The sequence below is a fragment of the Streptomyces sp. NPDC048461 genome, from assembly GCF_055587105.1.
Genome location: NZ_JBVJGW010000001.1, coordinates 393,333 through 419,856 on the forward strand (window position 1 = coordinate 393,333; position 26,524 = coordinate 419,856).

Annotated in this window: 24 protein-coding genes; 13 read left to right on the plus strand and 11 right to left on the minus strand. The window is 72.8% G+C overall.

Going from position 1 to position 26,524, the window contains the following annotated elements:
• The first annotated feature begins 152 nt into the window (after positions 1-152).
• Entirely contained in the window at positions 153-833 is a 681-nt protein-coding gene (locus tag ACZ6S8_RS01720) for a hypothetical protein (RefSeq protein ID WP_469451456.1), read from the plus strand.
• Positions 834-1,016: 183 nt separating this feature from the next.
• The gene (locus tag ACZ6S8_RS01725) at positions 1,017-1,232 is read left to right on the plus strand and encodes a DUF6458 family protein (protein ID WP_383901241.1); all 216 of its coding nucleotides are present in this window, start codon (positions 1,017-1,019) and stop codon (positions 1,230-1,232) included.
• Between the two features lie 96 nt (positions 1,233-1,328).
• Here ACZ6S8_RS01725 and ACZ6S8_RS01730 read toward each other — a convergent pair whose 3' ends face one another.
• Together ACZ6S8_RS01730 and ACZ6S8_RS01735 are read right to left on the minus strand one after the other, a co-directional pair.
• Complete coding sequence (locus tag ACZ6S8_RS01730) at positions 1,329-2,447, minus strand: glycosyltransferase (RefSeq protein ID WP_469451457.1); 1,119 nt, start codon at positions 2,445-2,447, stop codon at positions 1,329-1,331.
• Positions 2,444-2,983 carry a WcaF family extracellular polysaccharide biosynthesis acetyltransferase gene (locus ACZ6S8_RS01735; RefSeq protein WP_469451459.1) on the minus strand — a complete coding sequence of 180 codons (540 nt, stop codon included), beginning with the start codon at positions 2,981-2,983 and terminating at the stop codon, positions 2,444-2,446. The genes ACZ6S8_RS01730 and ACZ6S8_RS01735 overlap by 4 nt, the downstream gene beginning before the upstream one ends.
• Positions 2,984-3,079: 96 nt before the next feature.
• On the opposite strand from ACZ6S8_RS01735, the gene ACZ6S8_RS01740 reads away from it, so the two are divergent.
• A complete protein-coding gene (locus ACZ6S8_RS01740) occupies positions 3,080-4,591 on the plus strand; it encodes a hypothetical protein (protein WP_469451471.1) in 1,512 nt (503 codons plus the stop codon).
• A 37-nt stretch (positions 4,592-4,628) separates the two neighbouring features.
• Here the strand turns inward: ACZ6S8_RS01740 and ACZ6S8_RS01745 are convergent, their stop codons facing one another.
• From ACZ6S8_RS01745 to ACZ6S8_RS01760, 4 genes are all read right to left on the minus strand, one after another.
• Complete coding sequence (locus tag ACZ6S8_RS01745) at positions 4,629-4,877, minus strand: SCO4226 family nickel-binding protein (protein WP_469451472.1); 249 nt, start codon at positions 4,875-4,877, stop codon at positions 4,629-4,631.
• A 118-nt stretch (positions 4,878-4,995) separates the two neighbouring features.
• Entirely contained in the window at positions 4,996-6,225 is a 1,230-nt protein-coding gene (locus tag ACZ6S8_RS01750; RefSeq protein WP_469451474.1) for an MATE family efflux transporter, read from the minus strand.
• Positions 6,222-7,973, minus strand: a complete 1,752-nt coding sequence (locus tag ACZ6S8_RS01755; RefSeq protein WP_469451476.1) for a lipopolysaccharide biosynthesis protein — start codon at positions 7,971-7,973, stop codon at positions 6,222-6,224. The genes ACZ6S8_RS01750 and ACZ6S8_RS01755 overlap by 4 nt, the downstream gene beginning before the upstream one ends.
• A complete protein-coding gene (locus tag ACZ6S8_RS01760; RefSeq protein ID WP_469451886.1) occupies positions 7,970-9,175 on the minus strand; it encodes a glycosyltransferase family 4 protein in 1,206 nt (401 codons plus the stop codon). The genes ACZ6S8_RS01755 and ACZ6S8_RS01760 overlap by 4 nt, the downstream gene beginning before the upstream one ends.
• A 157-nt stretch (positions 9,176-9,332) precedes the next feature.
• On the opposite strand from ACZ6S8_RS01760, the gene ACZ6S8_RS01765 reads away from it, so the two are divergent.
• A complete protein-coding gene (locus ACZ6S8_RS01765; protein WP_469451478.1) occupies positions 9,333-9,836 on the plus strand; it encodes an FAD synthase family protein in 504 nt (167 codons plus the stop codon).
• Here ACZ6S8_RS01765 and ACZ6S8_RS01770 read toward each other — a convergent pair.
• The gene (locus ACZ6S8_RS01770; protein ID WP_469451479.1) at positions 9,817-10,539 is read right to left on the minus strand and encodes a CDP-alcohol phosphatidyltransferase family protein; all 723 of its coding nucleotides are present in this window, start codon (positions 10,537-10,539) and stop codon (positions 9,817-9,819) included. The two genes, ACZ6S8_RS01765 and ACZ6S8_RS01770, sit on opposite strands and share 20 nt — an antisense overlap.
• 130 nt (positions 10,540-10,669) lie before the next feature.
• Positions 10,670-12,865, minus strand: a complete 2,196-nt coding sequence (gene glgX, locus ACZ6S8_RS01775; protein ID WP_469451887.1) for a glycogen debranching protein GlgX — start codon at positions 12,863-12,865, stop codon at positions 10,670-10,672.
• A gap of 400 nt (positions 12,866-13,265) precedes the next feature.
• On the opposite strand from glgX, the gene ACZ6S8_RS01780 reads away from it, so the two are divergent.
• The 8 genes from ACZ6S8_RS01780 to ACZ6S8_RS01815 all read left to right on the plus strand — a co-directional run bounded on the left by ACZ6S8_RS01780 (position 13,266) and on the right by ACZ6S8_RS01815 (position 23,264).
• Complete coding sequence (locus tag ACZ6S8_RS01780) at positions 13,266-14,462, plus strand: L,D-transpeptidase (RefSeq protein ID WP_469451480.1); 1,197 nt, start codon at positions 13,266-13,268, stop codon at positions 14,460-14,462.
• A 228-nt stretch (positions 14,463-14,690) separates the two neighbouring features.
• On the plus strand, positions 14,691-16,859 hold the full coding sequence (locus ACZ6S8_RS01785) for a choice-of-anchor A family protein (protein ID WP_469451482.1): 2,169 nt from the start codon (positions 14,691-14,693) through the stop codon (positions 16,857-16,859).
• 170 nt (positions 16,860-17,029) lie between these two features.
• Complete coding sequence (locus tag ACZ6S8_RS01790; protein WP_469451484.1) at positions 17,030-17,854, plus strand: L,D-transpeptidase family protein; 825 nt, start codon at positions 17,030-17,032, stop codon at positions 17,852-17,854.
• A 142-nt stretch (positions 17,855-17,996) separates the two neighbouring features.
• Positions 17,997-19,235: a L,D-transpeptidase gene (locus tag ACZ6S8_RS01795; protein WP_469451486.1), complete on the plus strand. Its 1,239-nt coding sequence runs from the start codon at positions 17,997-17,999 to the stop codon at positions 19,233-19,235.
• A gap of 106 nt (positions 19,236-19,341) precedes the next feature.
• A complete protein-coding gene (locus ACZ6S8_RS01800; RefSeq protein ID WP_386527518.1) occupies positions 19,342-20,109 on the plus strand; it encodes an enoyl-CoA hydratase/isomerase family protein in 768 nt (255 codons plus the stop codon).
• 243 nt (positions 20,110-20,352) lie between these two features.
• Positions 20,353-20,856, plus strand: a complete 504-nt coding sequence (locus ACZ6S8_RS01805) for an ATP-binding protein (RefSeq protein WP_469451489.1) — start codon at positions 20,353-20,355, stop codon at positions 20,854-20,856.
• Positions 20,857-21,279: 423 nt separating this feature from the next.
• Positions 21,280-22,080: a polysaccharide deacetylase family protein gene (locus ACZ6S8_RS01810; RefSeq protein WP_469451490.1), complete on the plus strand. Its 801-nt coding sequence runs from the start codon at positions 21,280-21,282 to the stop codon at positions 22,078-22,080.
• Positions 22,077-23,264 carry a YncE family protein gene (locus ACZ6S8_RS01815; RefSeq protein WP_469451492.1) on the plus strand — a complete coding sequence of 396 codons (1,188 nt, stop codon included), beginning with the start codon at positions 22,077-22,079 and terminating at the stop codon, positions 23,262-23,264. The genes ACZ6S8_RS01810 and ACZ6S8_RS01815 overlap by 4 nt, the downstream gene beginning before the upstream one ends.
• Positions 23,265-23,345: 81 nt before the next feature.
• On the opposite strand, the gene ACZ6S8_RS01820 is transcribed toward ACZ6S8_RS01815, so the two are convergent.
• Both ACZ6S8_RS01820 and ACZ6S8_RS01825 read right to left on the minus strand, forming a co-directional pair.
• Positions 23,346-24,587 carry a cytochrome P450 gene (locus ACZ6S8_RS01820; protein WP_469451494.1) on the minus strand — a complete coding sequence of 414 codons (1,242 nt, stop codon included), beginning with the start codon at positions 24,585-24,587 and terminating at the stop codon, positions 23,346-23,348.
• On the minus strand, positions 24,568-25,362 hold the full coding sequence (locus ACZ6S8_RS01825) for a tRNA-dependent cyclodipeptide synthase (protein ID WP_469451496.1): 795 nt from the start codon (positions 25,360-25,362) through the stop codon (positions 24,568-24,570). Before ACZ6S8_RS01825 ends, ACZ6S8_RS01820 begins: the two co-directional genes overlap by 20 nt.
• A 255-nt stretch (positions 25,363-25,617) precedes the next feature.
• Between ACZ6S8_RS01825 and ACZ6S8_RS01830 the strand changes: the two genes are divergently transcribed.
• Positions 25,618-25,830 (plus strand): EF-hand domain-containing protein, encoded by a 213-nt coding sequence (locus tag ACZ6S8_RS01830; RefSeq protein ID WP_469451497.1) that lies wholly within the window; start codon positions 25,618-25,620, stop codon positions 25,828-25,830.
• Between the two features lie 59 nt (positions 25,831-25,889).
• On the opposite strand, the gene ACZ6S8_RS01835 is transcribed toward ACZ6S8_RS01830, so the two are convergent.
• On the minus strand, positions 25,890-26,480 hold the full coding sequence (locus tag ACZ6S8_RS01835) for a PadR family transcriptional regulator (protein WP_469451499.1): 591 nt from the start codon (positions 26,478-26,480) through the stop codon (positions 25,890-25,892).
• Positions 26,481-26,524 lie beyond the last annotated feature (44 nt).

The following is a 26,524-nucleotide window of genomic DNA, read 5'->3' on the forward strand; positions in this document are numbered from 1 at the left end:
ACCCCGCCCCCCCCCCCCCCCCCCCCCCCCCCCCCCCCCCCACACCCCACCCCCCCCCCCCCCCCCCCCCCGCCGCGGGCGGCCCGGCCCCGCCCCCCCCCCCCCCCCCCCCCCCCACGCCTGTCCCACCCAGCAAGTACGGGAGCCATCCGATGTACCGACGCTCCGCAGCGGCTGCTGTTCTGCTGGCCGCCGCCCTCACGCTGACCGCCTGCAGTTCGGGCGGCGACAAGGCCGAATCCGCCGCGGACGCGAAGGCGAAGCCGCCGGCCTCGTCGCCGGTCCCGGACCCGGCCGACACCCCGGCCACGACGGACCCCACGCCCGAGGCGAAGCCGTCGGGCCCGGTCGTCCCGGACGGCAAGCTGACCCCGAAGACGGGCAGCTTCACCGCGCAGGAGAAGAAGTACCTGAGCGGCCGGGTGCCGGAGAAGATGGACCCGGCGGCCGTCCTGCAGACCGGCCAGGAGTCCTGCCAGCGCGTGCAGCGCACCGCGAAGCGGGACAAGGACGCGGCGACCGGCGCCGTCATCACCGGCGAGATCGCGGGTGCCAAGGACGCGATCAACCTGCTGTGCCCGGACCAGAAGCCGATCCTCGCGGCGGCGGAGAAGGGCTTCCCCGAGGGCCCGCGGTCCTCGCCGGCGGCCGGTACCTACCGGGCGCTGACGCAGGCCGTGAACTGCACGTGGGAGGCGAAGGGCAAGGACGGGGCGATCCTGGCCTCCGGCCCCGAGACCCCGCCGAAGGCCGGCGACAAGATCACGGCGACGATCCCGGCCGGCACCGCCGAGTTCAACTCGACCGGCTGCTACGCCTGGCTGCGCGCCTAGGACGGCTCCCGGGCCGCCCGCGGCCCGACACCGACGCCCCTCTCCCCACCCATCACGGGTGCGGGGGAGGGGCGTTCGTGGTTGTCGGCGCCCAACCGCCGTTCACCCGGGGCGTTTTCGCCTGCGGATCGCGGGTACCCGCGGGTCCAGAGCGCAACGACACCGAATTCGGAGGCGAGTCCTATGACCGGCCTGGGCGGCTGCATCGGTCTGATCGTGGTGGGGGCGATCCTCACCTTCGCGACGGACTGGGAGATGCGGAGCGTCGACCTCGATCTGGTCGGCCTGATCATGATGGCGGTGGGTGCCATCGGCCTCGCCGTGTACTCCAGTGTCCTCAAGCGCCGTCGCACCATGGGCGCGGTGCCGGTGGTGCAGGAGCGCCGCGACGTCATCTGAGCCCCGCCGCGACGCCATCCGAGTCCCGCCGCACCGCGCGGGCGGTCCTCCGCACCGCGCGGGCGGTCCGCCCGGAGGCGGCCGGCCCGCGCGCGGTCAGCCGCGTACGGCTGCTTCGTACACCGGCAGCAGGGTGTCCAGGACGGAGTCCATCGAGAACGATGCGGCGGCCAGTTCGCGGGCCGCCACCGACGCCGACCGGTTCGCGGCGGGGTCCAGCAGCGCCAGCACCGCCGCCGCCACCCCCTCCGGACCGGGGTCCACGGCCCGCCCCGCACCGGCCGCCGCGATGTCGCGGGCCAGACCGTTGGAGTGGGTCACCACCGGGGGCACGCCCACGGCGAGGGCCTCCAGCACCGACATGGGGAACGGTTCGTCCACGGAGGGCAGGACGTAGACGTGCGCCCGGCGCAGCTCGCGCAGCACCTCCTGCCCGCTCAGCGCGCCCGGCACCCGCACCGCGTCCGCGAGCCCCAGCTCCGCGATCCGGCGCAGCACGGCCGCCCGCTCGCCCTCGTCCGGGCCGGCGACGACGAACTCCGCGTCCGGGTGCGCGGCCAGGACCGCCACCGCCGCGTCCACGAAGTCCACCGGCCGCTTGCGGGCCTGCAGGCGCGCCGAGTACAGGATGCGCGGCGGGCCCTCGGGGGCGGGCCGCTCCTCCTGCGCCGGAGTGCCGTTGACGAGGCGCACCGCGTTCGCCAGCGGGCCGCCGACCACCGCGTCGAGGCCCTCCCGCTCGTGCGGGGTCAGGTAGAGCACCGCGGCCGCGCCGCGCAGCACCCGGCGTACGGCCAGCGCGTCCAGCACCTTGGCCAGCAGCTTCCCGCTCGGGTCCACCATGCCGTGGGTCTGCAGCACCAGCGGCTTGCCGGCCCGCAGCGCCGCCAGCGCCACGGGCAGGGTCACCAGGTCCCGCGCCAGGTGGACGTGGACCACGTCCGCGTCGCGCACCAGCCGGCCCGCCGAGGCCAGCAGGGCCGGCGAGGTCATCCCGCTGAAGCCCAGCGGCAGCAGCCGCCGCGCCGGGAACAGTCTGGCCGGGACCCCCTCGACCTCCGTCGGCCAGGGATCCCCGAAGCCCTCGCCCAGCGCGACCAGCCGCGCCTCGTGGCCCCGGGACCGCAGCCCCTTGGCCAGGTTCAGCGCGACCCGCACCGGCCCGCCGAAGGCGTGCGAGGGCGAGTGCAGGGTGACGGCGTGCAGGACTCTCACTTGGGCTCCTCCACCGGGCGGCGACGCCCGTCCTGGGTCTGCAGGGTCAGCTCCGGGAGGTCCTTGTGCACGACGGACCCGGCGCCCGCGACCGCGCAGCGGCCCAGGGTCACCCCGGCCAGCACGGTCGCCCGCACCGCCACCCACGCGCCGTCCCCGACGCTGATCGGGGCGTTGCGGTAGCGGAAGTCGGCGGCCCGGTGGTCGTGCGAGCCGGTGCACAGCATCGCCTCCTGGGAGACGCAGACGTGCGAACCGATGGTCACCGGCTCCAGGTTCAGCACCCAGGCGCCCTCGCCGATCCAGGTGTGGTCCCCGACGGTCAGCTTCCACGGCCACAGGATCCGCACCCGGTGCCGGATCAGCACCCCCTCGCCGATCTTCGCCCCGAAGGCCCGCAGCAGTGCCACGCGCACCCGCGCCGGACAGAACCAGCTCATGAACAGCGTGTTCATCACGGCGAACCAGAGCGCCTGCGTCAGCAGCCCGCGGCCCTTGTCGTATCCGGCCAGCGTGAAGCCAGGAAGATCGCGCAACTGAGGTCCCCTTCGTCCACCCCCGGCGGCGCCTCCCCGGGCGCCGAGCGCTCAGACTAGACTGCGGCCGGACCAGGCACATCGGGTGGGGGCGCAGTGGCAACGGACATACGCAAACCCTCCGCGGCGCGCCCGGCGCCGCCCGTGGAGGACGAGGCCAAGTGGGGCCGGGTCACCACCCCGCGCACCCTGCTCTCCCGGGCGCTCTCCGTCCCCCTGGCCCTCGGGTTCACCGTCTTCCTGCCGCTCTTCGTCGCCGTCCAGACCGGCGACGGCCAGCGCGACGCGGCCTTCTGGCTGCAGCTGCTCCTCACCATGTACGCGGGCGCCCGGCTCTCCGCGATGGTCCTCACCAGCCGCCGCAAGCTGCTCCAGGGCTCCTTCTGGCTGTTCGTCTACATGGCCATGGGCGTGGCCCCCCTCGCCCAGGCCGTCCTCGGCCGGGTCCCGACGCCCGTCGTCGGCCCGCGCTCCGACCTGACCCTCGCCGTCGGCCTGGTCCTCCTCGGCTGCCTCGCCTTCGACGTCGGCGTCCTGCTGGCCCGCCACCGGCCCACCGTCCGCTCGGGCGGCCCCCGCAAGGAGGAGCGGCCGGTCATGGCCCACCGGCGGCGCCTCCAGCTCCTCGCGGCCCTGTCGTTCGCGTGCAGCGCGGCCTTCGTCATGAAGCTGGGCGGCCCGGCGGTGTTCTTCTCCAGCCGCCAGGAGATCATCGCGGGCATCGAGGAGGCCGGCGTTTCCAACGGCGACGGCCAGGCCGGCCAGGCCCTGCTGCGCGGCTTCGGCACCGTCCCGGCGCTGCTCTCCCTGCTCCTCTACACGCGCTGGCTGATCACCTCGAAGTTCGCCCGCCGCAAGGTCTCGATCATCGTCACCTGGTCGGCGCTCGCCGCGCTGAACCTGGTGGTCAACAACCCGATCTCGAACCCCCGCTACTGGTTCCTCACGGTCATGTTCGCGCTGCTCTTCACCGTCTTCCCGGTGAGCGCCGCGATGTACCGGGTGGCGCTGTCGATGGCCGTGGTGATCGCCCTCCTCGTCTTCCCGTTCGCGGACCGCTTCCGCTACGACGAGAAGAACTACAAGCCGGTCGAGACGACGTCCTTCCTGGAGCCGATGGCGCTCAAGGACTACGACCAGATCGGCATGTTCGCCAACACCATCACCTACGCCGAGTCGGGGCCCGGCCACGCCTACGGCCGCCAGCTCGCCGGCTCCATCCTGTTCGCGGTGCCCCGCTCGGTCTGGCCCGGCAAGGCGCGCGACACGGGCGTGCTGGTCGGCCAGTGGATGGGCACCGTCAACACCAACCTCTCCTCGCCGATCTGGGCCGAGCTGTGGCTCGACTTCGGCCCGCTCGGCATGGTCGGCGGACTGCTCGGCATGGGGTACGCCGCCGCCCGCGTCGACCGCCGCTACGCCAAGCGCGCCACCCGCCGGGCCCCGCCCGGCGCCCTGATCTCCGTGGTGGTGCCGCTGGTCGCGGGCTACTCCTTCATCCTGCTGCGCGGGCCGCTGCTCCAGGCCTCGGGCCGGGTCGCGATCGCGGCCCTGTGCCTCGCGCTCGTCGCCACGTACCGCGCGGACAAGGGCACCACCCTGCGCTGAGGGGCACGGGCGCCTCCGGCGGTCCGCGGGTGCGGTGTCAGGCGGTGAGCGGGACGGGGTGGATCTCGTCGGCGGGGTGTCCGGTCCGCTCGTGGATCCTGAGGACGGCGTCGGCGTCGGGGCCGGTGGAGAGGCAGTAGACCGTGCCCGACGCGGGGTCGGCCCAGGCCTTCTCGAAGTGGACTCCTTCCTCGCCTTCGATCGCGAGGTCGGCCCGGTGCGCGGCCATCAGTTCCTCGGCCGTGATGCCCTTCATTCCCGTGTGCACATCCATGAACGTGGCCATGACGCCACCTCCCAGTCGGGGTGTTCCCCTCCCATGATTCGCCCTGGACGGCCGCGGTGCGAGCGCTGGCCGGACGAGGAGGGGGACCCGTGCGCCGGGACCGCCCCGGGTCCGCCGCTCAGGCGGGGGCGGCCGACCGGTCGGGCTCGGCGGCCGGCGCCGGGACCTTCAGCCGGGCCACCCGCAGCCAGCCCGCGCCGGCCTTCGCGGCGGAGCCCAGCGCCAGTCCCCACGCGGCCCCCGCCACGCCCCACAGGACGTACCCGCCCACGAGCAGGCCCACCGAGAGCAGCGAGAAGACCACCTGCAGGGACAGCGTCGCCTTCGGGTTGAGCACCCGCAGCGTCAGCAGCGCGCACGTGCCGAGCCCCATGACGGCGTACTGGGCACCCGTGGCCGGCAGCAGCGCGGCCGCCGCCTCCCAGGTGTCGCCGAGCAGCCGGCGCCCCACGCGGTCGGGGAGCGCGTACAGGACGGCCCCCCACCCGGCGCCCAGGAGCGCCAGCGCGCCGCCCATGAGCGCGGTCAGGCGGACGACGCCCCGCTTGCCCGAGGCCCGGCCGACGACCGGCGGCCCGAAGGCGTTCGCCGAGTTGAACAGCACGTTCAGCGGCCCGAAGAGGGTGGTCGCCCCGCGCAGCGCGCCGACGGCGAGCGGGGTCGCGAAGACGCCGAGGCCGAGCACGGCGAGCTGGCTGGAGCCGTTGCCCACCGCGAACTCGACCACGAACCGCTGACCGAGGTGACCGCGGCGCACGTACGGCCGCAGGTCGGCGCGCACGCCCCGTACGTACGGGCGCAGCAGCCACAGCCCGAGCGCCAGCGCCGGCAGCGCGGACAGCCCCCACACCAGCACCAGCCGCCCCGCCGAGGCCCCCTGGGGCTGCACGGCCAGCGCCGCGAGGACGCACACCAGGCGCAGCGCGTCGGCGGCCAGCGCCCGTTCGGGCACGCGCAGCGCGGAGAAGCAGTACCGCAGGCCGTCCTGGAGCAGCACCAGCGGAAGGACCAGGCCCAGCGCGAGGAAGGCCCGCCCGGCCGGGCCGGGCAGCGCCAGGCCCACGAGGACGAGCAGGGCGCCCGCGGCGGCCGAGGCGACGCCGGTGAAGCCGACGGCCGACCGGCACACGGCGCCGAGGCGCTCGCCCTTCTCCAGGACGACGCTCTGGCCGACGTAGGCCATGTTCAGCCCGAGGAGCACGCTGAACGCCACGTACACCATCGAGAAGTCGGCGAACCCGGACGCCGAGGACAGCCGGGCGGCCAGCACCAGCACCAGGATGTTGGTGGCGCTGGATGCTGCCTGGTCCAGGACCGACGCGACCGCCGCGAGACCGCGCCGGCTCACCGCCGGCCCGTGCGGACGGTGCGCAGGGCGACCGTGTCGGTGCCGTCGCCCGGGATGTGCTGTTCGGCCTCGGCGACCTCGTACGGGATCGGCTGGGGCTGCGGCGGCCGCGGCTTCGCGGCCGCGGCCGGCGTCTCCGGGGCGGCGGAGGAGCCGTCCTTGCCCTTGCGGCCGCGCTTCTCGCCGGGCAGCGGCGCGTGGAGCACCGCGCCGAGGACGGTGCCGCCGGCGCCGCTGATCAGCTCGCGGATGCGGGACAGGTCGGTGCGGTGCACGGCGCGCGGATCGCAGACGACGAGCACCCCGTCGACGCGGTCGACGAGCGCGAGGGCGTCGGCGTACGAGAGCACGGGCGGCGCGAGCACGACCACGGTGGAGTTGGGGGAGTCGGCCTCGGAGATCAGCCGGGTGGCGCGCGCGGAGGTCAGCGCACGGGGCACGTTGCGCGCCCGCTCGCCCGGGATCAGGTCGAAGGAGCCGGACTCCCCGGCGTCGACGACGAGCTGGCGACCGTCGGGCCACTCGGAGTCGCCGTGGCGCCCGCCGGCGGGCGTGTTGCCCGGGGTCTGGCTCCAGCGCGGCCGGCCGCCGGCGTCCGTCGGCAGCTGGCTGGCCAGCACCGGGGTGCGCAGGTCCGCCTCGATGAGCAGGACGTCCTTGCCGGTCTCCGCGAAGGAGGCGGCCAGGTTCACGGCCACCGCGGCAGCGGTCTCGCTGCTGCCGCGCGGGGCGACGACCAGCAGCCGTCGCCGGTCGGCGAACCGGGCGTCGTAGGCGAGCCGGAAGGCCACCGAGCGGTACTCCTCGGCGAGCCGCGGATCGGCCTCGCCGGCGGCGAGCAGCGGGCCGCCGCCGGTCTTGTCCCGGGGCAGGTAGCCGAGCACGGGCGCGCGCAGGGCGCGGGCCACGTCGCCCTCGGAGCGGGGCGCCGGGTCGAAGACGAGCCGGACCCAGGCGGCCAGCAGACCGAGCGCGAGGCCGACGGCCGCGCCGAGCGCGAGGGACATGACGATGCCGGGGCCGTCGGTCGACGTGGGCGCGGTCGCCGCACTGGTGACCCGGCCCGGGGTCATGTCCAGGGCCTGCAGCTTGGTGATCTTGCCGTTGTAGCCGCCGACCTCGCTCTGCAGGTCCGTCTTCGTGGAGGTGGCGGTGTCGCGCGGGGCGCCGGCCGGCATCCGGGCGATGTCCTTGGACAGCTCGTCGAGCTGCTTGGCGACCGGGTCGCGCTGCTCCTGGTACCCCTTGACCATCTTGTCGCGGGTCGCGTCCAGGGACTCCTGGCGCTTGAGGAGGTAGGCGTCCGTCATGGCGTTGGCCCGCTTCGCGGCCTCCTTGGGGGAGGACGCGGTGTAGGTGAAGCGCAGCACCATGGTCTGCGGCGGGTTGGTCACCTGGAGGCCGCCGCGCAGGGCGCTGAAGTCCTTGGCGGAGACGCCGAGCTTCTTCGCGGCCTCGTTGGCTATGGAGGAGCTGAGCGCGACCTGCCGCTCGGAGCCGATGTTGATCGCCTTGTCGGGGGCGAGGCTCGGGTTGAACGGGTCGTCCGTCGGCGCGCGCAGCACGACGTCGGCCGTGGCCACGTAGGTGTCCGCCGTGGAGATCCCCAGGTAGACGCCGCCCAGCAGGCCGACCCCGATGCCCGCGCCGATGAGCCGGCGGTAGCGCAGGAGCTGCCGGAACTGGTCCCTGAGGAGATCGGGCTCGTCCTCCGCCGGGGCCGCTGCTGGGCGGTTCGTCTCGATCACGGCCGGGGACCCCCAAGTGCTTCGTCTATCAGTGCGTCGATCCGGGCCAGGCCCGCTTCGCGGCTCAGGTGGGCCGCCACGTGGCGCGGTCCGGCCGCGCCCAGCGCGTCCGCGCCCTCCGGGTCCTCGGCGAGGGCCCGTACGGCCTTCAGCAGGGCGTCGGGGTCCTCCGGCGGTACGAGCACCCCTGCGCCCGAGCGTTCCACCTCCTGGGCGGTCCCGCCCAGCGCCGCCACGGAGGCGACGACCGGCCGGCCGGCCTGGAAGTAGGACGTGAGTTTCGACGGCACGCTCATGTCCATGACGGCGGCGTGCTGCGTGACCGCGAGCACGTCCGCCGCGGCGAGGATATCCGGGAACTCGCCGTCAGCGGCAGGGGGGATGATGTCAAGGTTCGGCACATCGGCCGCGAGGTCCGCGAGGGCCGAGCGCTGACTGCCGTCACCCATCAGGACAAAGCGGACGCCCGGGTCGAGCCGTGCGGCGCCCACGAGGACTTCGAGCCCCTGCTTGAGCCCCATGTTCCCGGAGTGCAGCACGACCGTCTGGCCCGGGGCCCAGCCCAGGTGGTGACGGGTCTCGCCGCGCGGCTTGGTGGGCACCGCCACGTGGGACCAGTTGGGGACCAGGCGTATCTTCGCCGGGTCCACGCCCATGCCGACGACCCGGTCCACGAAGGTCTCGTGGATGACGCCGACCAGGGTGGCCCGCTTCAGGGCGTACGCCTCGGCGCGGCCGGCGATCGCGGCCGCCTTGTCGCCGCCGCTGATCCCGCTCTGCGCGGCGGCGGCGCCCATCAGGTCCTGCACCACCGGGACGTACGGGACCTTCCACTTCGCCGCGAGCCGGGCGGCCAGGACCCCGCCGGCCAGGCTGGGCATCTGGGCGAGGACCGCGTCCGGCTTCGGCATCCGGGGCGGTGCCACGGCGCCGTGCAGCAGGATCGATCCTTCGAACAGGGCCCGCTTCACGGCGGTCTGGCGCGCCGGCACGGTGTGCGCACGCCGGTGCACGTGCACCCCCGCGCGCTGTTCCGTGCGCCGTAGCGCCCCCTTGTACTCCGGCTCCAGTGACCACGCCGGGTAGTGGGGCATGCCCGCCAGGACGTGCGTCTCGTGGCCGAGATCCGCCCAGTGCTCGGCGATCTGGGTCGCGTAGGGCCCGATACCCGCGTGCTCCGGAGCGTAATTCGTGGAAACCAGCAGCAGGCGCCGGTGACCGGATCTGGACACTGAGCGTCCCCTCTTCCCCTGGATGATGCGCACGTCACCCTATTCGTTCACCGGCATGGTGGGGAACGTGCACGCTATTGTCTGCTAATCCGCCACACCGGGGGGTGTGGCCTCTGGGGGGTAACAGATGACGGAGCAGGACATGTCCGACGTGGGTGCGCCGGCGCGCAGACCGTATCGAGTCGGCTACGCGCCGGGTGCGTACGATCTCTTCCATATCGGGCATCTCAACATTCTTCGGCACGCCCGGAGCCAGTGCGACTACCTCGTGGCCGGAGTCGTCTCCGACGAGATGGCGGAACTCGCCAAGGGCCGCCGCCCGATGATCCCGCTCGTCGAGCGGCTGGAGATCGTACGCAGCGTGAAGTACGTCGACGCGGCCTTCGTCGAGACCGTCCCCGACAAGGTGGAGACCTGGAAGCAGGTCCGCTTCGACGTCATCTTCAAGGGCGACGACTGGAGGGGCACGCCCAAGGGCCACCGCCTGGAGGAGGACTTCGCCGTCCACGGCGTCGACGTCGTCTACTTCCCGTACACCGTCCACACGTCCAGCACCCAGCTGCGCCGGGCACTGGACGCGCTCGCCGAGCCCCTCGCGGGCCCGGCGAACGTCACCGCGGAACGGCGCTGAGCTCCCGGTACCACTTCGCGAGGAACGCGAGGAGGAACAGGGCGGCCACCGCACCCAGCCCCGCGTACGCCCAGCGGAACAGGCCCCCGCCGCCGAGCAGCAGGAAGACCAGGCAGAACACCCCGTAGTCCACGGGGAGCAGGGCCACCGCGCGCACCGTCGACGGTGCGGCGGCGGGGCTGCCCGGCGCGGCCTTCGGCTTCAGCTTCTCGGTCAGCAGCCCGCCGAAGAAGGTGACGACGGCGGCGAACTGGAAGCCCAGCGGCACCAGCAGCCAGGCGTCGGAGCCCGTGCCGTACTCCGCGGGGAAGCGGTAGAAGGCGATCAGCACGCAGGTGTGCAGCGCGGTGAGCTTGGCGCAGTCCACCACGTGGTCGAGCCACTCGCCCGAGGCGCTGCCGCCCCCGCGCAGCCGCGCCAGCTGCCCGTCGGCCGAGTCGAAGGCGAACCCGACGGCGAGCAGGGCCCACACGCCGATCCCCAGCCCCCACGAGGGCGCCGCCAGCGCGACCGCGGCCGCCCCGGCGAAGCTGAGGGCCGCGCTGACCAGCGTGACCTGGTTCGGGGTGAGCCCGAGGGCGTACGAACCGGCCGCCAGGTAGCGGCCCAGGGGCCGGTTGACGAACCTGGAGTACAGCGACACGCCCTTAGCCGACTTCTGTGCCCCGCGCAGCTCCCGCAGCGCGGTCCCGACACTCGCCATGCGCACCCCTGACCTTCTCGATGGCACGCGTGTGCAGTGCACGCGTGTACGACGGCCACATCATCGCAGGACGGACGGGGGCTCCCGGTCCGGATGTCCGGATGTCCGGATGCCCCCGCCGCGGCGCCCCTCAGTCCGTCACGCGGAACAGCAGCACCGACCGGGCCGGGACCGTCAGGGTCTCCCCGCCCCGGTGGGACGTGCCGGGGGCGGTGTCCTGGTCCTCGCACGAGGTGTCCAGGACGAGTGCGTACCGCTCCGCCCACGGCGCCCCCGGCAGCACCCACGCCGCCGGCCGGTCCCCGGCGTGCAGCAGCATCAGGAAGCTGTCGTCCGTCACCTGCCGGCCCCGCTCGTCGCGGCCCGGGATGTCCCGCCCCGAGAGGTACATGCCCAGCGCGGCGGCCGGGGCGTACCAGTCCCGCTCCGTCATCTCCGCCCCCGCCGGCGTGAACCAGGCCAGGTCCCGCAGCCCGTCCGCGCCCTGCGGCCGCCCGGAGAAGAACGCCCGGCGGCGCAGCACCGGATGGGTGTGCCGCAGCGCGATCAGCCGCCGCGTCAGGGCCAGCAGCTGCTGCCACGACGGCTCGGCCAGCAGCGACCAGTCCACCCAGCCCGTCTCGTTGTCCTGGCAGTACGCGTTGTTGTTGCCGCCCTGGGTCCGCCCGAACTCGTCTCCCGCGACCAGCATCGGCACCCCGGTCGACAGCAGCAGGCTCGTCAGCAGGTTGCGCAGCTGCCGCCGGCGCAGCGCGCCGATCCGCGCGTCGTCGCTCTCGCCCTCGGTCCCGCAGTTCCACGACCGGTTGTCGTTGGTGCCGTCCCGGCCCTCCTCCCCGTTCGCCTCGTTGTGCTTGCGCTCGTACGTCACCAGGTCGCGCAGGGTGAAGCCGTCGTGCGCGGTCACGAAGTTCACCGAGGCGTACGGCCGCCGCCCGCCCCACGCGTACAGGTCGCTCGACCCCGACAGCCGGTACCCGAGGTCCCGCACGTCGGGCAGCGCACCCCGCCAGAAGTCCCGTACGGCATCCCGGTAACGGTCGTTCCACTCCGTCCACAGCGGCGGGAAAGCCCCCACCTGGTAGCCGCCCGACCCCACGTCCCACGGCTCGGCGATCAGCTTCACCCGCCGCAGCACCGGGTCCTGGGCGATCACCGCGAGGAACGGCGACAGCATGTCCACGTCGTGCATGGAGCGGGCCAGCGCCGCCGCCAGGTCGAAGCGGAAGCCGTCCACCCCCATCTCCGTGACCCAGTAGCGCAGCGAATCCGTGATCAGGCGCAGCACGTGCGGGCGCCCGGCGTGCAGGGTGTTGCCGCAGCCGGTGTAGTCGGAGTACCGCCGCTGGTCGGCCTGCAGCCGGTAGTAGCCGCGGTTGTCGATCCCGCGCAGCGACAGCGTCGGACCGAGCTCGCCCGCCTCCGCCGTGTGGTTGTAGACCACGTCGAGGATCACCTCGATCCCGGCCGCGTGCAGGGCCCGGACCATCCGCTTGAACTCCCCGACCTGCTGCCCGGCCGTCCCGCTCGACGAATACCCGGCGTGCGGGGCGAAGTAGCCGACCGAGTTGTAGCCCCAGTAGTTGCGCAGGCCCCGGCGCAGCAGGTGGTCCTCGTGCGCGAACTGGTGCACCGGCAGCAGCTCGACCGCCGTCACGCCCAGCCCCGTGAGGTGCTCGATCGCCGCCGGGTGGGCCAGCCCCGCGTAGGTGCCGCGCAGCTCCTCGGGAATGCCCGGATGGCGCATGGTGAAGCCGCGCACGTGCAGTTCGTAGATCACCGAATCGGCCCACGGGGTCTTCGGCCGGACGTCGTCCGCCCAGTCGTCGTCGTCGTGGACGACCACGCCCTTGGGCACGAACGGCGCCGAGTCCCGGTCGTCCCGGACCGTGTCCGCGATGTACTGCTGCGGCCAGTCCCGGACGTGCCCGTACACCTCCGGCGGGAGGGTGAAGTCGCCGTCCACCGCCCGCGCGTACGGGTCCAGGAGCAGCTTCGCCGGATTGTGCCGGGCCCCCGTCCAGGGGTCCCACCGGCCGTGCACCCGGAACCCGTACCGCTGCCCGGGGCGCACGCCCGGCACGAAACCGTGCCAGATCTCGTGCGTGAGCTCGGCCAGCGGACAGCGCGTCTCGGCGCCGCCCTCGTCGAACAGGCAGACCTCCACCGCCTCCGCGCCCTGCGCCCACACGGCGAAGTTGGTGCCCGCCGTCCCGTCCGGGCCGTGGTGGAAACGGGCCCCCAGCGGATGGGAGGACCCGGGCCACACCGGTGGCCCGGGGCGCGCGGACGCCCGGGGCGGCTGGACCCGGGCCTGCCCGTTCACCTGCCCGTTCGACGGCCCGCCGGCCTGCCCGTTCGGCGGTCCCGCGGGACCGCCGTCCGGTTGCCCGGCCGGCTGCCCCGTGCCGGGGCGGTCGTCGGCAGGCGGTGCGGGCGCGGTCAGGCCGCTCCGTACCGTGCCCGTGACATCCCCGGCATTCCTGACGGCTTCCACCGCCTCTTGCTCGGCTGCGCTCGACACTGCCCGCCTCCACGGCTCCTGGGTACCGGCAGGGGAGGGTTCGGGCCCCGGCGTCCCGGCCCGGGCCCGCCCCCGTCTGGTCCTTCCCACTGTTCTGCCCGAACAGTTCTGCCCGGAACGTGGCCCGCGCTCACGTTTCCCCCGGAGGGGCCCTGTCGTTGGAGGGGACGTGACACTTCTGACGAGGCGGGCAGGGGCGGGCTTGGCCGCCGTGGCGGCATGGGCGGCGCTCCTGGGCGGCCTGGCCGGATGCACCCAGGACGGCAGGTCGCCGGTCGAGATCGGACTGCCCGGGAAACCGCGACCGCCGGAGGAGGCCATCCGGGTCACCCCGGAGGACAACGCCAAGGAGGTCCGGGCGGACGGACGGCTGACGGTCACCGTGCCCGAAGGCCGGCTGGAGCGGGTCGTGGTCACCAAGGTCGAGGACGCCCAGCAGGAGCGGGTCCCCGGTGCCATCGCGGCCGACGGGCTCAGCTGGAGCCCCGACCCGGCGGCCGGCCGGCTCGCGCTCGCGGCCAAGTACACCGTGGACGCCGTCGCCCTCGACGGGCACAACCGCCGCCAGGCCCGGCACACCACCTTCACGACCTACGTTCCCGAGGAGCGGTTCATCGGCTACTTCAAGCCCGAGCACCGTTCCACCGTCGGCACCGGGATGATCGTCTCCTTCAACTTCAACCGGCCGGTCGAGCGGCGCACGGAGGTCGAGCGGGCCATCACCGTCACCTCCAGCCCGGCCGTGGAGGTCGTCGGCCACTGGTTCGGCAACGAGCGCCTCGACTTCCGGCCCAAGGCGTACTGGAAGCCCGGCACCGAGGTCACCGTGAAGGTGAACCTCCGCGACGTCGAGGGCGCGCCCGGCTCGTACGGCATCCAGGACAAGACGATCACCTTCACCGTCGGCCGCTCCCAGGTCTCCACCGTGGACGCGGCCGCCCACACGATGGAGGTCCGGCGCGAGGGGCAGCTGCTGTCCAAGGTGCCGATCAGCGCCGGGGCGCCCAAGACCACCACCTACAACGGGAAGATGGTGGTGATGGAGATGTTCGACGTCACCCGGATGAACGGCCAGACCGTCGGCTTCGGCGGCGAGTACGACATCCCCGACGTCCCGCACGCCATGCGGCTCACCACCTCCGGCACCTTCCTGCACGGGAACTACTGGCTCAGCCCGGACACGTTCGGCAGCAGCAACATGAGCCACGGCTGCGTGGGCCTGCGCGACGACAAGGGCGGCGGCTCGGACACCCCGGCGGGCTGGTTCTTCGACCGGACGCTGGTCGGGGACGTGGTCGAGGTCGTGAACTCGCAGGACAAGGTCGTGGCCGCGAACAACGGGCTGGGCGGCTGGAACATGTCCTGGGCGGACTGGGTGGCCGGCTCCGCCCTCGTCTGACGCCCGCGGCCCGCGCGCGGAGCCCGGGCTCCGGCATCGGGCTCCGGCATCGGGCTCCGATCCGGGTCCGGTTCGAGCTCCGTACGGTTATCCGTCCGGTGCCCCCGTACGGGTGATTCGTGTGATCAGAATGCCGTAGCGGACGAGTGTCTCCCCGCTCCCCGCGGACCGCTCCCTCCAGCCTGTCAGGGCACATCAGCCCAGGTGGCAGGTAACGGACGGAGCGTCATGTCAGCTAGGAACTGGACCCTCGGGGTGGCGATCGGAGCCGTACTCGCGGCCGGTGCGCCCACCGCCCTCGCGGCGGGCCCCGGCGCAGACCGGGCGGCGGCCGCCCCGCGGGCGCTGCTGCCGGGCGGGCTCGGACCGTGCGTGCCGGCGCCCCCGAACCCCTGCCCGAGCCCCTTCCCGCCGATCGGCAGCAACGGCATCCCCGTCGGCCGGGACAACGCCATCAACATCTTCGTCGGCGGCGACTTCCGCGTCCGCGAGCGGGCCTCGGAGGCCGAGGGCCGCCTCGTCGTCCTCGGCGCCTTCGACCAGGACAAGACGACCGGCGCGGACGCCCGCTACAACGTCGGCATCGTGGGCGCCGGATCGCTGGTGCCGCCGCCGGACGGCGCGGACTTCCTCACCACCGGCGGGAACATCACCGTCGCCGACGGCGAGCGGCTGCTCGCCGACGGGGGAGTGGTCCGCCACGCCGGGACCGTCACGGGAACCGTGTCCGGCACCCTGCGCCAGGACCCCGCCGCGGTCGCCCCGTACACCGCCCTGCGCGACCAGCTCAGCGCCGCCAGCGAGTGCTACGCACGCGTCGACGGCCAGCCCCGTACGGCGACCGGCACCGCCACCAACAGCGGTTTCGCGACGGTCTTCCGCGGCGACGGCACCTCCGCGCTCCAGGTCTTCAACGTCGACGCCGACCTGGTCGGCAACCGGGGCAGCCAGCAGGGGATCACCTTCGAGCAGATCCCGGCCGGCGCGACGATCCTGGTCAACGTCCTCGGCACCGACCGGACGATCAATACCTACAGCGGCGGCATTACCGACGACGACCCGCTCAACGCCTACCGCGAGCGGCTGCTGTGGAACTTCCCGGACGCCACGACGGTCAACCTGAACGGCACCGGCCAGTTCCAGGGCAGTTTCCTGATGGGCGAGCAGACCTCGCAGACCAGCGTCCGGCTGCCCGGGATCAACGGCCGCTTCTTCACCACCGGCTCGGTCACGCACACCAGCGAAAGCGGCGGCGGCGGGGGCCAGGAGTTCCACGCGTACCCCTTCACCGGCGACCTCCCCACGTGCGGGCAGCCGCCCGTCACCACGGGCCTGGTCTCCGTGCTCAAGCGCGACGAGACGGGCGCGCCGCTGGCGGGCGCCGTCTTCGAGCTGTGGAAGGAGTCCAACGGCACCGCGGGGCTGCAGACCACCGGCACGACGCCGGACACCGAGGTCACCGAGTGCACCACCCCGCAGAACGGCATCTGCGAGCAGCGGGCCGAACTCGGCACGTACTACTGGCGCGAGACGGCCGCCCCCGACGGCTACGCGCTGCCCGCCGACCCGGTCCACGCGCTCACGCTGACCGAGCAGAACGCCGCGGCCGGGGTCCGGGTCACGGCCGACAACCAGCGCGTCCCCGTGCCCGGCGCGGGCGTCGTGCTCCGCAAGACCGACCAGGAGACCGGCCTCCCGCTGGCCGGCGCCCGCTTCGAGCTGTGGCGCGAGGAGAACGGCCGCGACGGCCTGCAGACGGCCGGCCCCGATGCGGACGCCCGGCTGGACGCCGGCACCTGCACGACCGACGCCCGCGGCACCTGCACGGTCGAGCTCCCGATCGGCGAGACGTACTACTGGCGGGAGACGGCCGCCCCCGACGGCTACGACCGCCCGGTGAACCCGGTCACCGCCTTCACCCTGGACCAGGACGACGTGGCCGAGGGCATCACCCTCACGGTCCCGAACCGCAGGACCCCGGTGCCGCCCGTGGGCGAGGGCTCGATCCAGGTCCTGAAGAAGGACGCGAAGACCAAGCGGCCGCTGCGCGGCGCGGTCTTCGAGGTCTGGAAGGAGACCAACGGCATCCGGGGCCTCCAGACCCGGGGCATCAACGCGGACCGTCTGGCCAAGCCCGGCTGCGCCACCGACCGGACCGGCGCCTGCGACTTCACCGGGCTGGAGGAGGGCTCCTACTACCTGCTGGAGACCGACGTGCCCGAGGGCTACGTCCTGCCGCGCGACCGGGTGACCGGACCGCTGGTGCTGGACGGGCGGACCCCGGGCGGGCGGCTCGTGGTCACCGTCCAGAACAAGCGCGACGAGCACGGCAAGGGCAAGGACGGCAAGGACGGCAGGGGCGAGGGCCGCAAGCAGGACCACGGCCCGCGCCACTGATCCGCGGCCCGCGCGGCTGATCCAGGGCCCGCGCTGCCGATCGGCGGCCCCGCCCGGGTGCGCCGGTGGAGTGACCCCCTCACCCCGCCGGCGCACCCGCGGGGCGCATCCCCTCCCCGTCGGGTTGGCTGGGCCCCGGCGGCCCGGCCGGCGGGCCCGAGGAGGCCCGTATGACCGCAGGCGAACCGTCAGGCGCGATAGACACGGCGGCCGTGGCCCCACGGCCGGCCGGCCGCGCCGCCCACCGGACCGCGGCGCCGCCCGGGGGGATCCGGCGCCGCCGGACCCGGGCGGCCGCCGTTCCGGCCGCGCTGCTCGCCCTCGCGGCCTGCGCGGCGCTGGCACCCCCGGCCGCCGCGGCGCCGGCCCGTACCGCTCCGGCCGGCGCGGCCCCGCAGGCGCCCTGCACCGCCGGGACCGGGCCCTACCAGCGCGAGCTGGAGGCCCACCTGGGCCGCCCCGCCGACGGGGTGCAGTCCGCGGCCGACTGCGCGGCCGTCCGGGCGTTCCAGCAGGCCAACGGCGTCCGGCCCGCCGACGGTTACCCGGGCCTGGCCACGTACCGCACGATGACCGCCGTCGCGGCCCGGACCGACCCCAACGCCGCCGGCGACTGCCCGGTCCGTACGTACCGGGTGACCTGCGTCGACATGGAGCGCCAACTGCTCTGGGTCCAGCGGGGCGACCGGATCGTCTTCGCCCCCGTGCCCATCCGCACCGGCCGCGACGACCAGGAGACCCGGCCCGGATGGCACGAGGTGTACTGGCGCAGCATCGACCACAAGTCCACGCTCTACGACGACGCCCCCATGCCCTACGCCCAGTTCTTCGACGGCGGCCAGGCCCTGCACGGCCGCCCCGGCGACCTGTACGCCCACGGCGGTTCGGCCGGCTGCGTCAACCTCTCCGTCCCCGACGCGGAGCGCCTGTGGAACCTGCTCGCCGAGGGCGACGCGGTCTACGTCTGGGGCACCAAGCCCGGCACCGAGGACTGACCGCCGCGGCCGCGCCGCCGCCCCGTACCAAGCCGGGTCGCTTCCGGCACTTGGGACGGAACGGTGACACGACCGTGCCTTTTCGTGATTACCCCATGTGATTACCTGTCGACAAGCGCGCGACTGCCCGCGCGCGGGGGACATGGGGAGAACACGAGTGAACCTGCAGCCGATACGCGGCCGCGCCCGCACCGGCCTGCCGGCCCTTCTGCTGGGGGCGGCCCTGCTGTTCACCACCGCGTGCAGCGGCGGCGCCGGGGGCGCCGGCGGGAGCGGTGACGACAACGGCGGTGGCGGAGCGAAGACGGGCAACGAGGCGTCCAAGGCCGTGGTGACCGTCAAGCCGGACGACGGGGCCAAGGAGGTCGCCACCAGCGGCGTCCTGAAGATAACCAGCGCGGGCGGAAAGCTCGCCACGGTGACGGTCGCCGACACCAAGGGCAACGCGGTGGACGGCAAGATGGGCGCGGACGGCGCGAGCTGGGAGCCGAACCGCCACCTGGCCTCCGCGACCGAGTACAAGGTGCACGTCGTCGCGAAGGACGAGGCGGGCCGCGAGTCCGCCAAGGACACCACCTTCACCACCCTGACCCCCGCGAACACCTTCATCGGCCAGTACACGCCCGAGGACGGCTCGACCGTCGGCGTGGGCATGCCGGTGTCGATCAACTTCTCCCGCGGCATCACCAACCCCGAGGCCGTCGAGAAGGCGGTCACCGTCACGGCCGAGCCCTCCGTGCCGATCGAGGGCCACTGGTTCGGCAACGACCGCCTCGACTTCCGCCCCGAGAAGTACTGGGCCGCCGGCACCACGGTCACGGTGAAGCTCGCCCTCGACGGAGTCGAAGGCCGCCCGGGCGTCTACGGCAAGCAGACCCGTACGGTCACCTTCAAGGTCGGCCGTTCGCAGGTCTCCACGGTCGACGCGAGCGCGCACACCATGGAGGTCGTCCGCGACGGCCAGGTCCTCAAGAACGTCCCGATCACCGCGGGCGCCCCGTCGACCACCACGTACAACGGGCAGATGGTGATCAGCGAGAAGTACAAGGTGACCCGGATGAACGGCGCCACCGTCGGCTTCGGCGGCGAGTACGACATCTCCGACGTCCCCCACGCGATGCGGCTGTCGAACTCGGGCACCTTCGTGCACGGCAACTACTGGGCGTCGGCGGGCACCTTCGGCTCGGAGAACGTCAGCCACGGCTGCGTCGGCCTCAAGGACGTCCGCGGCGCCGGGGACGGCAACCAGCCCGCCGCCTGGTTCTTCAACGAGTCCCTGATCGGCGACGTGGTCGTCGTGAAGAACTCCAAGGACAAGCAGATCGCCCCGGACAACGGCCTCAACGGCTGGAACATGGACTGGGCGGAGTGGATCAAGTAGGACCCCGCACGGCGCGCGGTGCGCGCCCCGGGTGACCCCGGACGGCCCGGTGCTGTGACCCACGGCACCGGGCCGCTTCCCGTTAACCGCCGCTAACCTGACCCGTATGACCCTCTCTCTCGAAGTCTCCGAAGGCGTCGGCACCCTCCGCCTGGACCGGCCGCCCATGAACGCCCTGGACATCGCCACCCAGGACCGGCTGCGCGAGCTCGCGGCGGAGGCCACCGACCGCGCCGACGTCCGTGCGGTCATCCTCTACGGCGGCGAGAAGGTGTTCGCGGCCGGCGCGGACATCAAGGAGATGCAGACGATGGACCACGCGGCGATGGTCGCCCGGTCCCGCGGGCTGCAGGACGCCTTCACCGCGGTGGCCCGCATCCCCAAGCCGGTCGTCGCGGCCGTCACCGGCTACGCGCTGGGCGGCGGTTGCGAGCTCGCGCTCTGCGCCGACTACCGGATCGCCGCCGACAACGCCAAGCTCGGCCAGCCCGAGATCCTGCTCGGCCTGATCCCCGGCGCCGGCGGCACCCAGCGTCTGTCCCGGCTCGTCGGCCCGTCGAAGGCCAAAGACCTGATCTTCACCGGCCGGATGGTCAAGGCCGAGGAAGCGCTGTCCCTGGGCCTGGTCGACCGGGTCGTCCCCGCCGCCGAGGTCTACGCGCAGGCGCACGCATGGGCGGCCAAGCTGGCGCAGGGTCCGGCCCTCGCGCTGCGCGCCGCCAAGGAGTGCGTGGACGCGGGTCTGGAGGCCGACATCGACACCGGCCTCACCATCGAACGCACCTGGTTCGCGGGCCTGTTCGCCACCGAGGACCGCGAGCGCGGCATGCGCAGCTTCGTCGAGGAGGGCCCCGGAAAGGCGAAGTTCGTCTGAGGCGGACGGCCCGGTCCTCCTTGTGGGTGGATTAGCCAGGCCTTAAGGCAGCCTTAAGGGAAATGGGTGATCCACTCCCTGTGATCACTCCTGTGTGCTGCGTCATCACAGGTCAGAGTGGGTGCCGAAAGGCTCCGCTTGCCAAATGCATATGACAGGACGCCCCTTCGGAATCCACTATTCCGGGGGGTGTATTCCTGTGGAACGGCCCGTGGGGGAAGGCCGGCCGTCCATCATGGGTGCATGGCGGGCCTGGAGGGTGTGGAACAGCCGCGGCAGCGCGGCAGCGCTTCGGTCGTGCGGCTCACGGCGGCGCTTGAGGATGAACTGAGCCTCAAGGTGATGGAGTTGCGCGGGAACCCGGCGGAGGCGGAAGTGACGCTGCCGTCGATGCCGGAGTCCGCGGGCGAGGCCCGCCGGCTGACCCAGTGCGTGGTCGTCCGGATGTGGGGCCTCTCGCCGCAGATCGCCGAGCACGCCGTCCTGCTGGTCTCGGAGCTCGTCGGCAACGCGGTCCGGCACACCGGGGCGCGCTCCTTCGGCCTGCGCATGGTGCGGCGGCGCGGCTGGATCCGGGTGGAGGTGCGCGACCCCTCGCGCGGGCTGCCGTGTCTGATGCCGGTGCACGAGCTGGACACCACCGGCCGCGGACTCTTCCTCGTCGACAAGCTCTCCGACCGCTGGGGCGCCGACCTGATGCCCCGCGGGAAGATCACCTGGTTCGAGATGCGGGTGGCCGACCGCTAGGACCGCGAGCTGCTTCCCCGCGCCCCGCTTCCCCGCGAGCCGAGGCCCCGGAAACGCCCGAAGCCCCCGGTCCGCCATGGTGGGCGTGGGGGGCTTCATGGGTGCGCCGAGGATCGAAGGGGGTGTGATCCTCGGCGTCAGGACTTCGCTCGGGTCAACGGGAAGCCGTGATTCCGACTATGGCAGACGAGCGCGCAAACGCCAAAAGTCCCTACTCGGACATAAGTGTGCAAATAGTAAGAGTTTCTAGCTAAATCCTAGGTGAGGTGGGCCACTCACCTCGTAATGTGTGAATAAATATCGACCGCTGTGCGTGAATCGTTGATCGAATAGCGGACGGGGTCCCCCTGGGGCCCGGTCGGGTGAACGTCCCGAATTGGGTCAATCATTACCTTCCGGGTCATCCACCCCTTAAATGGGCAAGTGCTCTCACTTCCAGGCCGCCGCGCGGCCCTGCGCGCGGCCGGCCTCGGGGCGGTCGGAGCCGCGGTGGCCGGACTCGCCACCGCGTGCGGATCGGACCGCCCCGCCGCCGCGCCCGCCACCCCGACCCCGCCCCCGGGACCCGCCAAGCCCGCCCGGCCGGCCGGCGCCGCCGCCGCCCCGCGCAGGTTCGCGGGCTCGCCCGTCGAGATCGGCCACGGCCCCCGGGACCGTCCCCGGGTCGCCCTCACCTTCCACGGCAACGGGGACCCGGCCACCGGCCGGGCGGTGCTGGCCGAGGCGGAACGCGCCGGCGCGCGGGTCACCGTACTGGCGATCGGCAGCTGGCTCGACGCCCACCCGGACATGGCCCGCCGGATCCTGGACGGAGGTCACGAGCTCGGCAACCACACCCAGCGCCACCTGGCGATCAACGACATGGCCGAGGCCGAGGCGTACGCCGAGATCACCGGCTGCGCCCAGCGCCTCAAGCGGCTCACCGGCTCGATCGGCACCTGGTTCCGTCCCTCCCAGACCCAGTACGCCACCCCGCTCGTCCAGAAGCTCGCCCAGCGGGCCGGCTACCCCCACGTCCTCTCGTACGACGTGGACTCCCTCGACTTCACCTCGCCCGGCGCCGCGGCCGTCATCCGCAACGTCACCGGGACGATCCACGCCGGATCGGTGGTGAGCCTGCACTTCGGCTACGCGGACACGGTCGCCGCGATGCCGCCCCTCCTCGAAGAACTCGCGCGCCGCACCCTGCGCGCGGTGACCACCACGGAGCTGCTGACCCCATGACCACCATCCGCCTTCCCCGGAAGGCCACCGTGCTGCTGGCCGGTCTGGTCCTCGCCGCCCTCGCCGGCTGCGGATCCGCCGAGAAGGAGCCCGCCGGGACCCTCGGTTCCAAGGGCCCGGCCAAGCCCGTCAAGGCAGTGCCGGCCGCCCCGCCGGGCCTGCCCGGCATGCCCCCGCTCCTCGACCCCAACGACGTCTACGCGGCGGACCGGCCGAACAAGCTCTCCCCGGTGGTCAAGGACTTCCCGTCCCGGGTCTACGTGCCGAACACCAACTCCAACACGGTGTCCGTCATCGACCCCGCGACCTACCAGGTCATCGACACCATCCCGGTCGGGGTCCAGCCGCAGCACGTGGTGCCGTCCTGGGACATGAAGACCCTCTGGGTCAACAACAACCGCGGTCACACGCTCACCCCGATCAACCCCGCCACGGGCGAGGCCGGAAAGCCGGTCGAGGTGCACGACCCGTACAACCTCTACTTCACGCCGAACGGCAAGTACGCGATCGTCATGGCCTCGCTGGACAAGGAGCTGGTGTTCCGCGATCCGCACACGATGGACCGCGTGAAAACCGTCCCGGTGTCCTGTTTCGGCGTCAATCACGCGGACTTCTCCGCGGACGGCCGCTACTTCATCGTGAGTTGCGAGTTCTCCGGTGAACTCCTCAAGGTCGACACGGAGAAGATGGAGGTCATCGCCCAGCAGAAACTGCCGTTCGAGGGCGCCATGCCGCAGGACGTCAAGGTCTCCCCGGACGGGAAGACCTTCTACGTCGCGGACATGATGGCGCACGGCGTGTGGGTGCTCAGCGGCGACAAGTTCGAGACGCCGAAGCTGCTCCCGACCGGGAAGGGCTGCCACGGCCTGTACATCAGCCGCGACTCCAAGGAGATGTACATCCCCAACCGCGGCGAGGGGACCGTCTCGGTCTTCGACTTCCCGCAGAACAAGCTGACCAAGAAGTGGGAGCTCCCCGACGGCGGCAGTCCCGACATGGGCGGCGTCTCAGCCGACGGCAAGGTGCTGTGGCTGTCGGGCCGCTACAACTCCGAGGTCTACGCGATCGACACCGTCACCGGCAAGCAGCTCGCCCGCATCCCGGTGGGCGGCGGCCCGCACGGCCTCGCCGTCTACCCGCAGCCCGGCCGCTACTCGCTCGGCCACACCGGCATCTTCCGCTAGCCGGACACGGCGGTGCCCCGGGAGCTCGCACAGCTCCCGGGACACCGCCGCCCACCCGTCCGCCGACGGGCGCCGTCGCGCCTACCAGGCGACCGGCAGCCGCTCGGGCAGCCGCTTGATGAAGCCCGTGCGCCAGACCAGGTTCTCCGCCGGGACTGCGAGGCGCAGCCCGGGCAGCCGCTCGACCAGCACCTCCAGGGCGATCTCGGCGTGCGCCCGGCCCAGCGCGGAGGCCGGGCAGAAGTGCCGGCCGGCGCCGAACGCGAGGTTCGGGTTCGGGCCCTTGCGCTCCAGGTCCAGCACGTCCGGGTCCTCGAAGGCCTCCGGGTCGAAGTTGGCGCCCTCCAGCAGGACGAGCACCAGCTCGCCCTCCTTCACCAGGACGTCCCCGACCCGTACGTCGGCCGTCGCGATGCGCGGCAGGCCGTCGCCGACCGACAGGTTCCACCGCAGCAGTTCGTCCACGGCCCCGCCCAGCCGCTCGGGGTGCGCGCGCAGGTAGCCGATCAGCTCGGGCCGCTGGAGCAGCGCGAGGACCGCGAGCACCAGGAAGGCGGAGGTGGACACCGCGCCCGCCCCGAAGAGCGAGACGGCGACGGTCGCGAACATCTCGTCGGTCAGGTGCGCCGACTCCGGGTCCGCCTCCCTCAGGTCGGCGAACCTGCCGAGGAGCCCCGTACGCTCCTCGGGCGGCAGCGCCAGCTGGACCTTCAGCTGTCCGGCGAAGTAGCCGACGTCCTTGTACCAGTTGAGGGCCGAGTCGGCGAACGGTTCGCGAGCGGTCATGAACGCGACGTCCAGCCCCGACATCAGCCGGCGCCAGTCCTCGAACGGGACCCCGAGGACCCTGGCGTGCAGCGCCGCCGAGAAGGGGTCGGCGAACCCCGCCCGGAGGTCGGCCGGGCCGCCCTCGGCGGCCAGCTGGTCGAGGAGCTCTCCGGCCGTGGCGCGCAGCCAGTCCTGGAGCCCCTTCTGGCGCGGGTTGAGGGCCTTCATCACGGCGTTGCGCAGGCCCGCGCTGTTGATGTTGCCCATGTTGTTGACGACCTCGGGCGGGATCGTCAGCGCGTACTGGCGCGGGACGCCGGCGTTGGCCGTGTCCTTGAGGCTGAAGCGCTCGTCCTCCAGCACCTGCTTGGCCAGCGCGTAGCTGCTCACCAGCCACGCATGGTCCCCGGTGAGCGTGCGGACCCTGGCGACCGGAGCCTTCTCGCGCAGCCAGGCGCACTCCTCCGGGAGCACGTCACCGCGCCGTGAGAGGGGGAAGTCGAGGAGCGGTTCGTGCTCCCGGCCCTCCCGGCCCTCAAGCTGCTCGACGCTCATCGACGTTCCTCTCGGTGGGTGCGGTGTGCCGCGGTGCCGTGGGCGGGGGAGGGGTGGGGTGCGGGGCGGGGCCCGTGGCCGCCGCGGCCTCGGGGCGCACGACGGCGTACGCCTGGTTGCGGGTCGCGCGCAGGCCCCCGCCGCGGGCGAAGAGGACGTCGGTCAGCGGCATCCTGACGTGGTAGGCGGCCACGGAGGACGGCACGTCGAGAATGCTCGGGGTGTCCACGAAGAACGGCAGCTCGGCCGCCATGTAATCGAAACAGACCTGCAACTGCGCGTCTGTCATCGATTCACCTTCCGGCAACTTGGAACCGACGAAGTGAAGGGCCATCTTCTCGCAGCCCTTGCGGAATTCGTCGTCGGTCTCCAGGAAATGCAGGACGCGTCGGTGCAGAAGTTGGTACACGGGGTTGGACTGGAACTCTGAAAGTGCCCTCACGCGGATTTCGGCTTGCGGAGGACCTGATTCCTCCACGCCTTTGAGGATCCGCCTCCGGACCGCCTTGATTTCCTTCGCGGCGCGCTTCTCCGCGTGTTCCCGGGTGTAGCCGAAGGCTGCGAACATCCGGTCCACGTGCAGGTCTGCGTAGACGAAGTCGACCTGCGCGAAGCGGGTCGTGGCCCACTGGGCAAGACTCGTGATGCGCTCGGAGCTGAAGTAGCTGTTTCCCGGACTCACTCCGATGAGCACATGGTCGCCGTCTTCCCAGATATGGCGGCAGGTGCGGGTGAAGGGCAGAACTTCGAATGATGCGTCAGCTGTGATCGTCACCTGTGTGATCGCCCTTGTTGCCGCTTGTCCCTGGGAGCCCTGCGCTCCCGGTGTGGCGGCAATACCCGTACGTTATGCCGTGGTGCCGGAGCGTGACAAGAGCGGGCCGGATTTCTTGGCTGGAATTCTCACTTCCGTATGACGGAAGAGTAATTTGGATATCTATCTGCCGCTCGAACGGGCCCCCGGGCGAGGACGCCTCCGGGAGGCGGCTACCCTGAGCCGGTCAACAAGCACGAAGAAGGGGTGGACCCAGTGGCCGACATCGAGAGCGCACGGGCGACGTTCGACAAGTTCGACGTGAACGGTGACGGATTCGTCACGGCCGACGAGTACAGCGCGGCCATGAAGGCGATGGGCGACGCCTACGTCACCGGCGCGGTCGCCGACGCCGTGCTCGCCTCCAAGGACGCGAACCGCGACGGCCTGCTGAGCTTCGACGAGTTCTGGGCCTCCCTGAACAAGTAGCCCGCCGCGCGCCCCCGCCCCGCCTGCCGGGGCCGGGGCGTCGTCAGTTCCCGGCCCCGTCAGTTCCCGGCCCCGTCGGTTCCCCGGGCGCCGTCGGGTTCCGCGACGGGGGAGCCCTCCATCTCCCCGACCTCGGCCAGGGCCTCCTCCAGCCAGGTCAGCCAGAACGTCTCCAGGGCGATCCCGCCGTGCAGGACGAGCCGGCGCAGCCGGTCGTCCACCGCGTCGCGCCCCGGCGGGAAGTCCTTCTCCTCGATGGCCCCGTACTGCTCCAACTGCCGCCGGTGCAGCTCCAGATGGCGCCGCAGCTCGGGGCCGAGCCCGTGCGGCCCGACGACCCCCGCCGCACGGATCCGCAGCAGCAGGGGGTCGCGCATCGGCTTCGGGTCCTGGCTCTCGCGGACCCACCGCGCCAGCTCCGCGCCGCCGGCGGGCAGGACCTCGTACTCCTTCTTCTGCCCCCGTACGGGCACCTCGCTGGGCAGCTCCCGGATCAGCCCGGACTCCTCCAGGCGGCCCAGCTCGCGGTAGATCTGCTGGTGCGTCGCCGACCAGAAGTACCCGATCGACTTGTCGAACCGCCGCGTCAGCTCCAGCCCGGACGAGGGCTTCTCGAGCAGGGCGGTGAGGATGGCGTGCGGCAGCGACATGGCGCCATCCTAGGGAGCGCGCCGGCCCCCGCACGCCCGCCCTC

Bases quoted from the DNA above. Each gene is read 5' to 3' on its own strand.
- ACZ6S8_RS01720 (WP_469451456.1), top strand. From the start codon at position 153: ATGTACCGACGCTCCGCAGCGGCTGCTGTTCTGCTGGCCGCCGCCCTC.
- ACZ6S8_RS01725 (WP_383901241.1), top strand. From the start codon at position 1,017: ATGACCGGCCTGGGCGGCTGCATCGGTCTGATCGTGGTGGGGGCGATC.
- ACZ6S8_RS01745 (WP_469451472.1), bottom strand. From the start codon at position 4,877: ATGGCCACGTTCATGGATGTGCACACGGGAATGAAGGGCATCACGGCC.
- ACZ6S8_RS01765 (WP_469451478.1), top strand. From the start codon at position 9,333: ATGACGGAGCAGGACATGTCCGACGTGGGTGCGCCGGCGCGCAGACCG.
- ACZ6S8_RS01770 (WP_469451479.1), bottom strand. From the start codon at position 10,539: ATGGCGAGTGTCGGGACCGCGCTGCGGGAGCTGCGCGGGGCACAGAAG.
- ACZ6S8_RS01785 (WP_469451482.1), top strand. From the start codon at position 14,691: ATGTCAGCTAGGAACTGGACCCTCGGGGTGGCGATCGGAGCCGTACTC.
- ACZ6S8_RS01790 (WP_469451484.1), top strand. From the start codon at position 17,030: ATGACCGCAGGCGAACCGTCAGGCGCGATAGACACGGCGGCCGTGGCC.
- ACZ6S8_RS01795 (WP_469451486.1), top strand. From the start codon at position 17,997: ATGGGGAGAACACGAGTGAACCTGCAGCCGATACGCGGCCGCGCCCGC.
- ACZ6S8_RS01800 (WP_386527518.1), top strand. From the start codon at position 19,342: ATGACCCTCTCTCTCGAAGTCTCCGAAGGCGTCGGCACCCTCCGCCTG.
- ACZ6S8_RS01805 (WP_469451489.1), top strand. From the start codon at position 20,353: ATGGCGGGCCTGGAGGGTGTGGAACAGCCGCGGCAGCGCGGCAGCGCT.
- ACZ6S8_RS01815 (WP_469451492.1), top strand. From the start codon at position 22,077: ATGACCACCATCCGCCTTCCCCGGAAGGCCACCGTGCTGCTGGCCGGT.
- ACZ6S8_RS01820 (WP_469451494.1), bottom strand. From the start codon at position 24,587: ATGAGCGTCGAGCAGCTTGAGGGCCGGGAGGGCCGGGAGCACGAACCG.
- ACZ6S8_RS01835 (WP_469451499.1), bottom strand. From the start codon at position 26,480: ATGTCGCTGCCGCACGCCATCCTCACCGCCCTGCTCGAGAAGCCCTCG.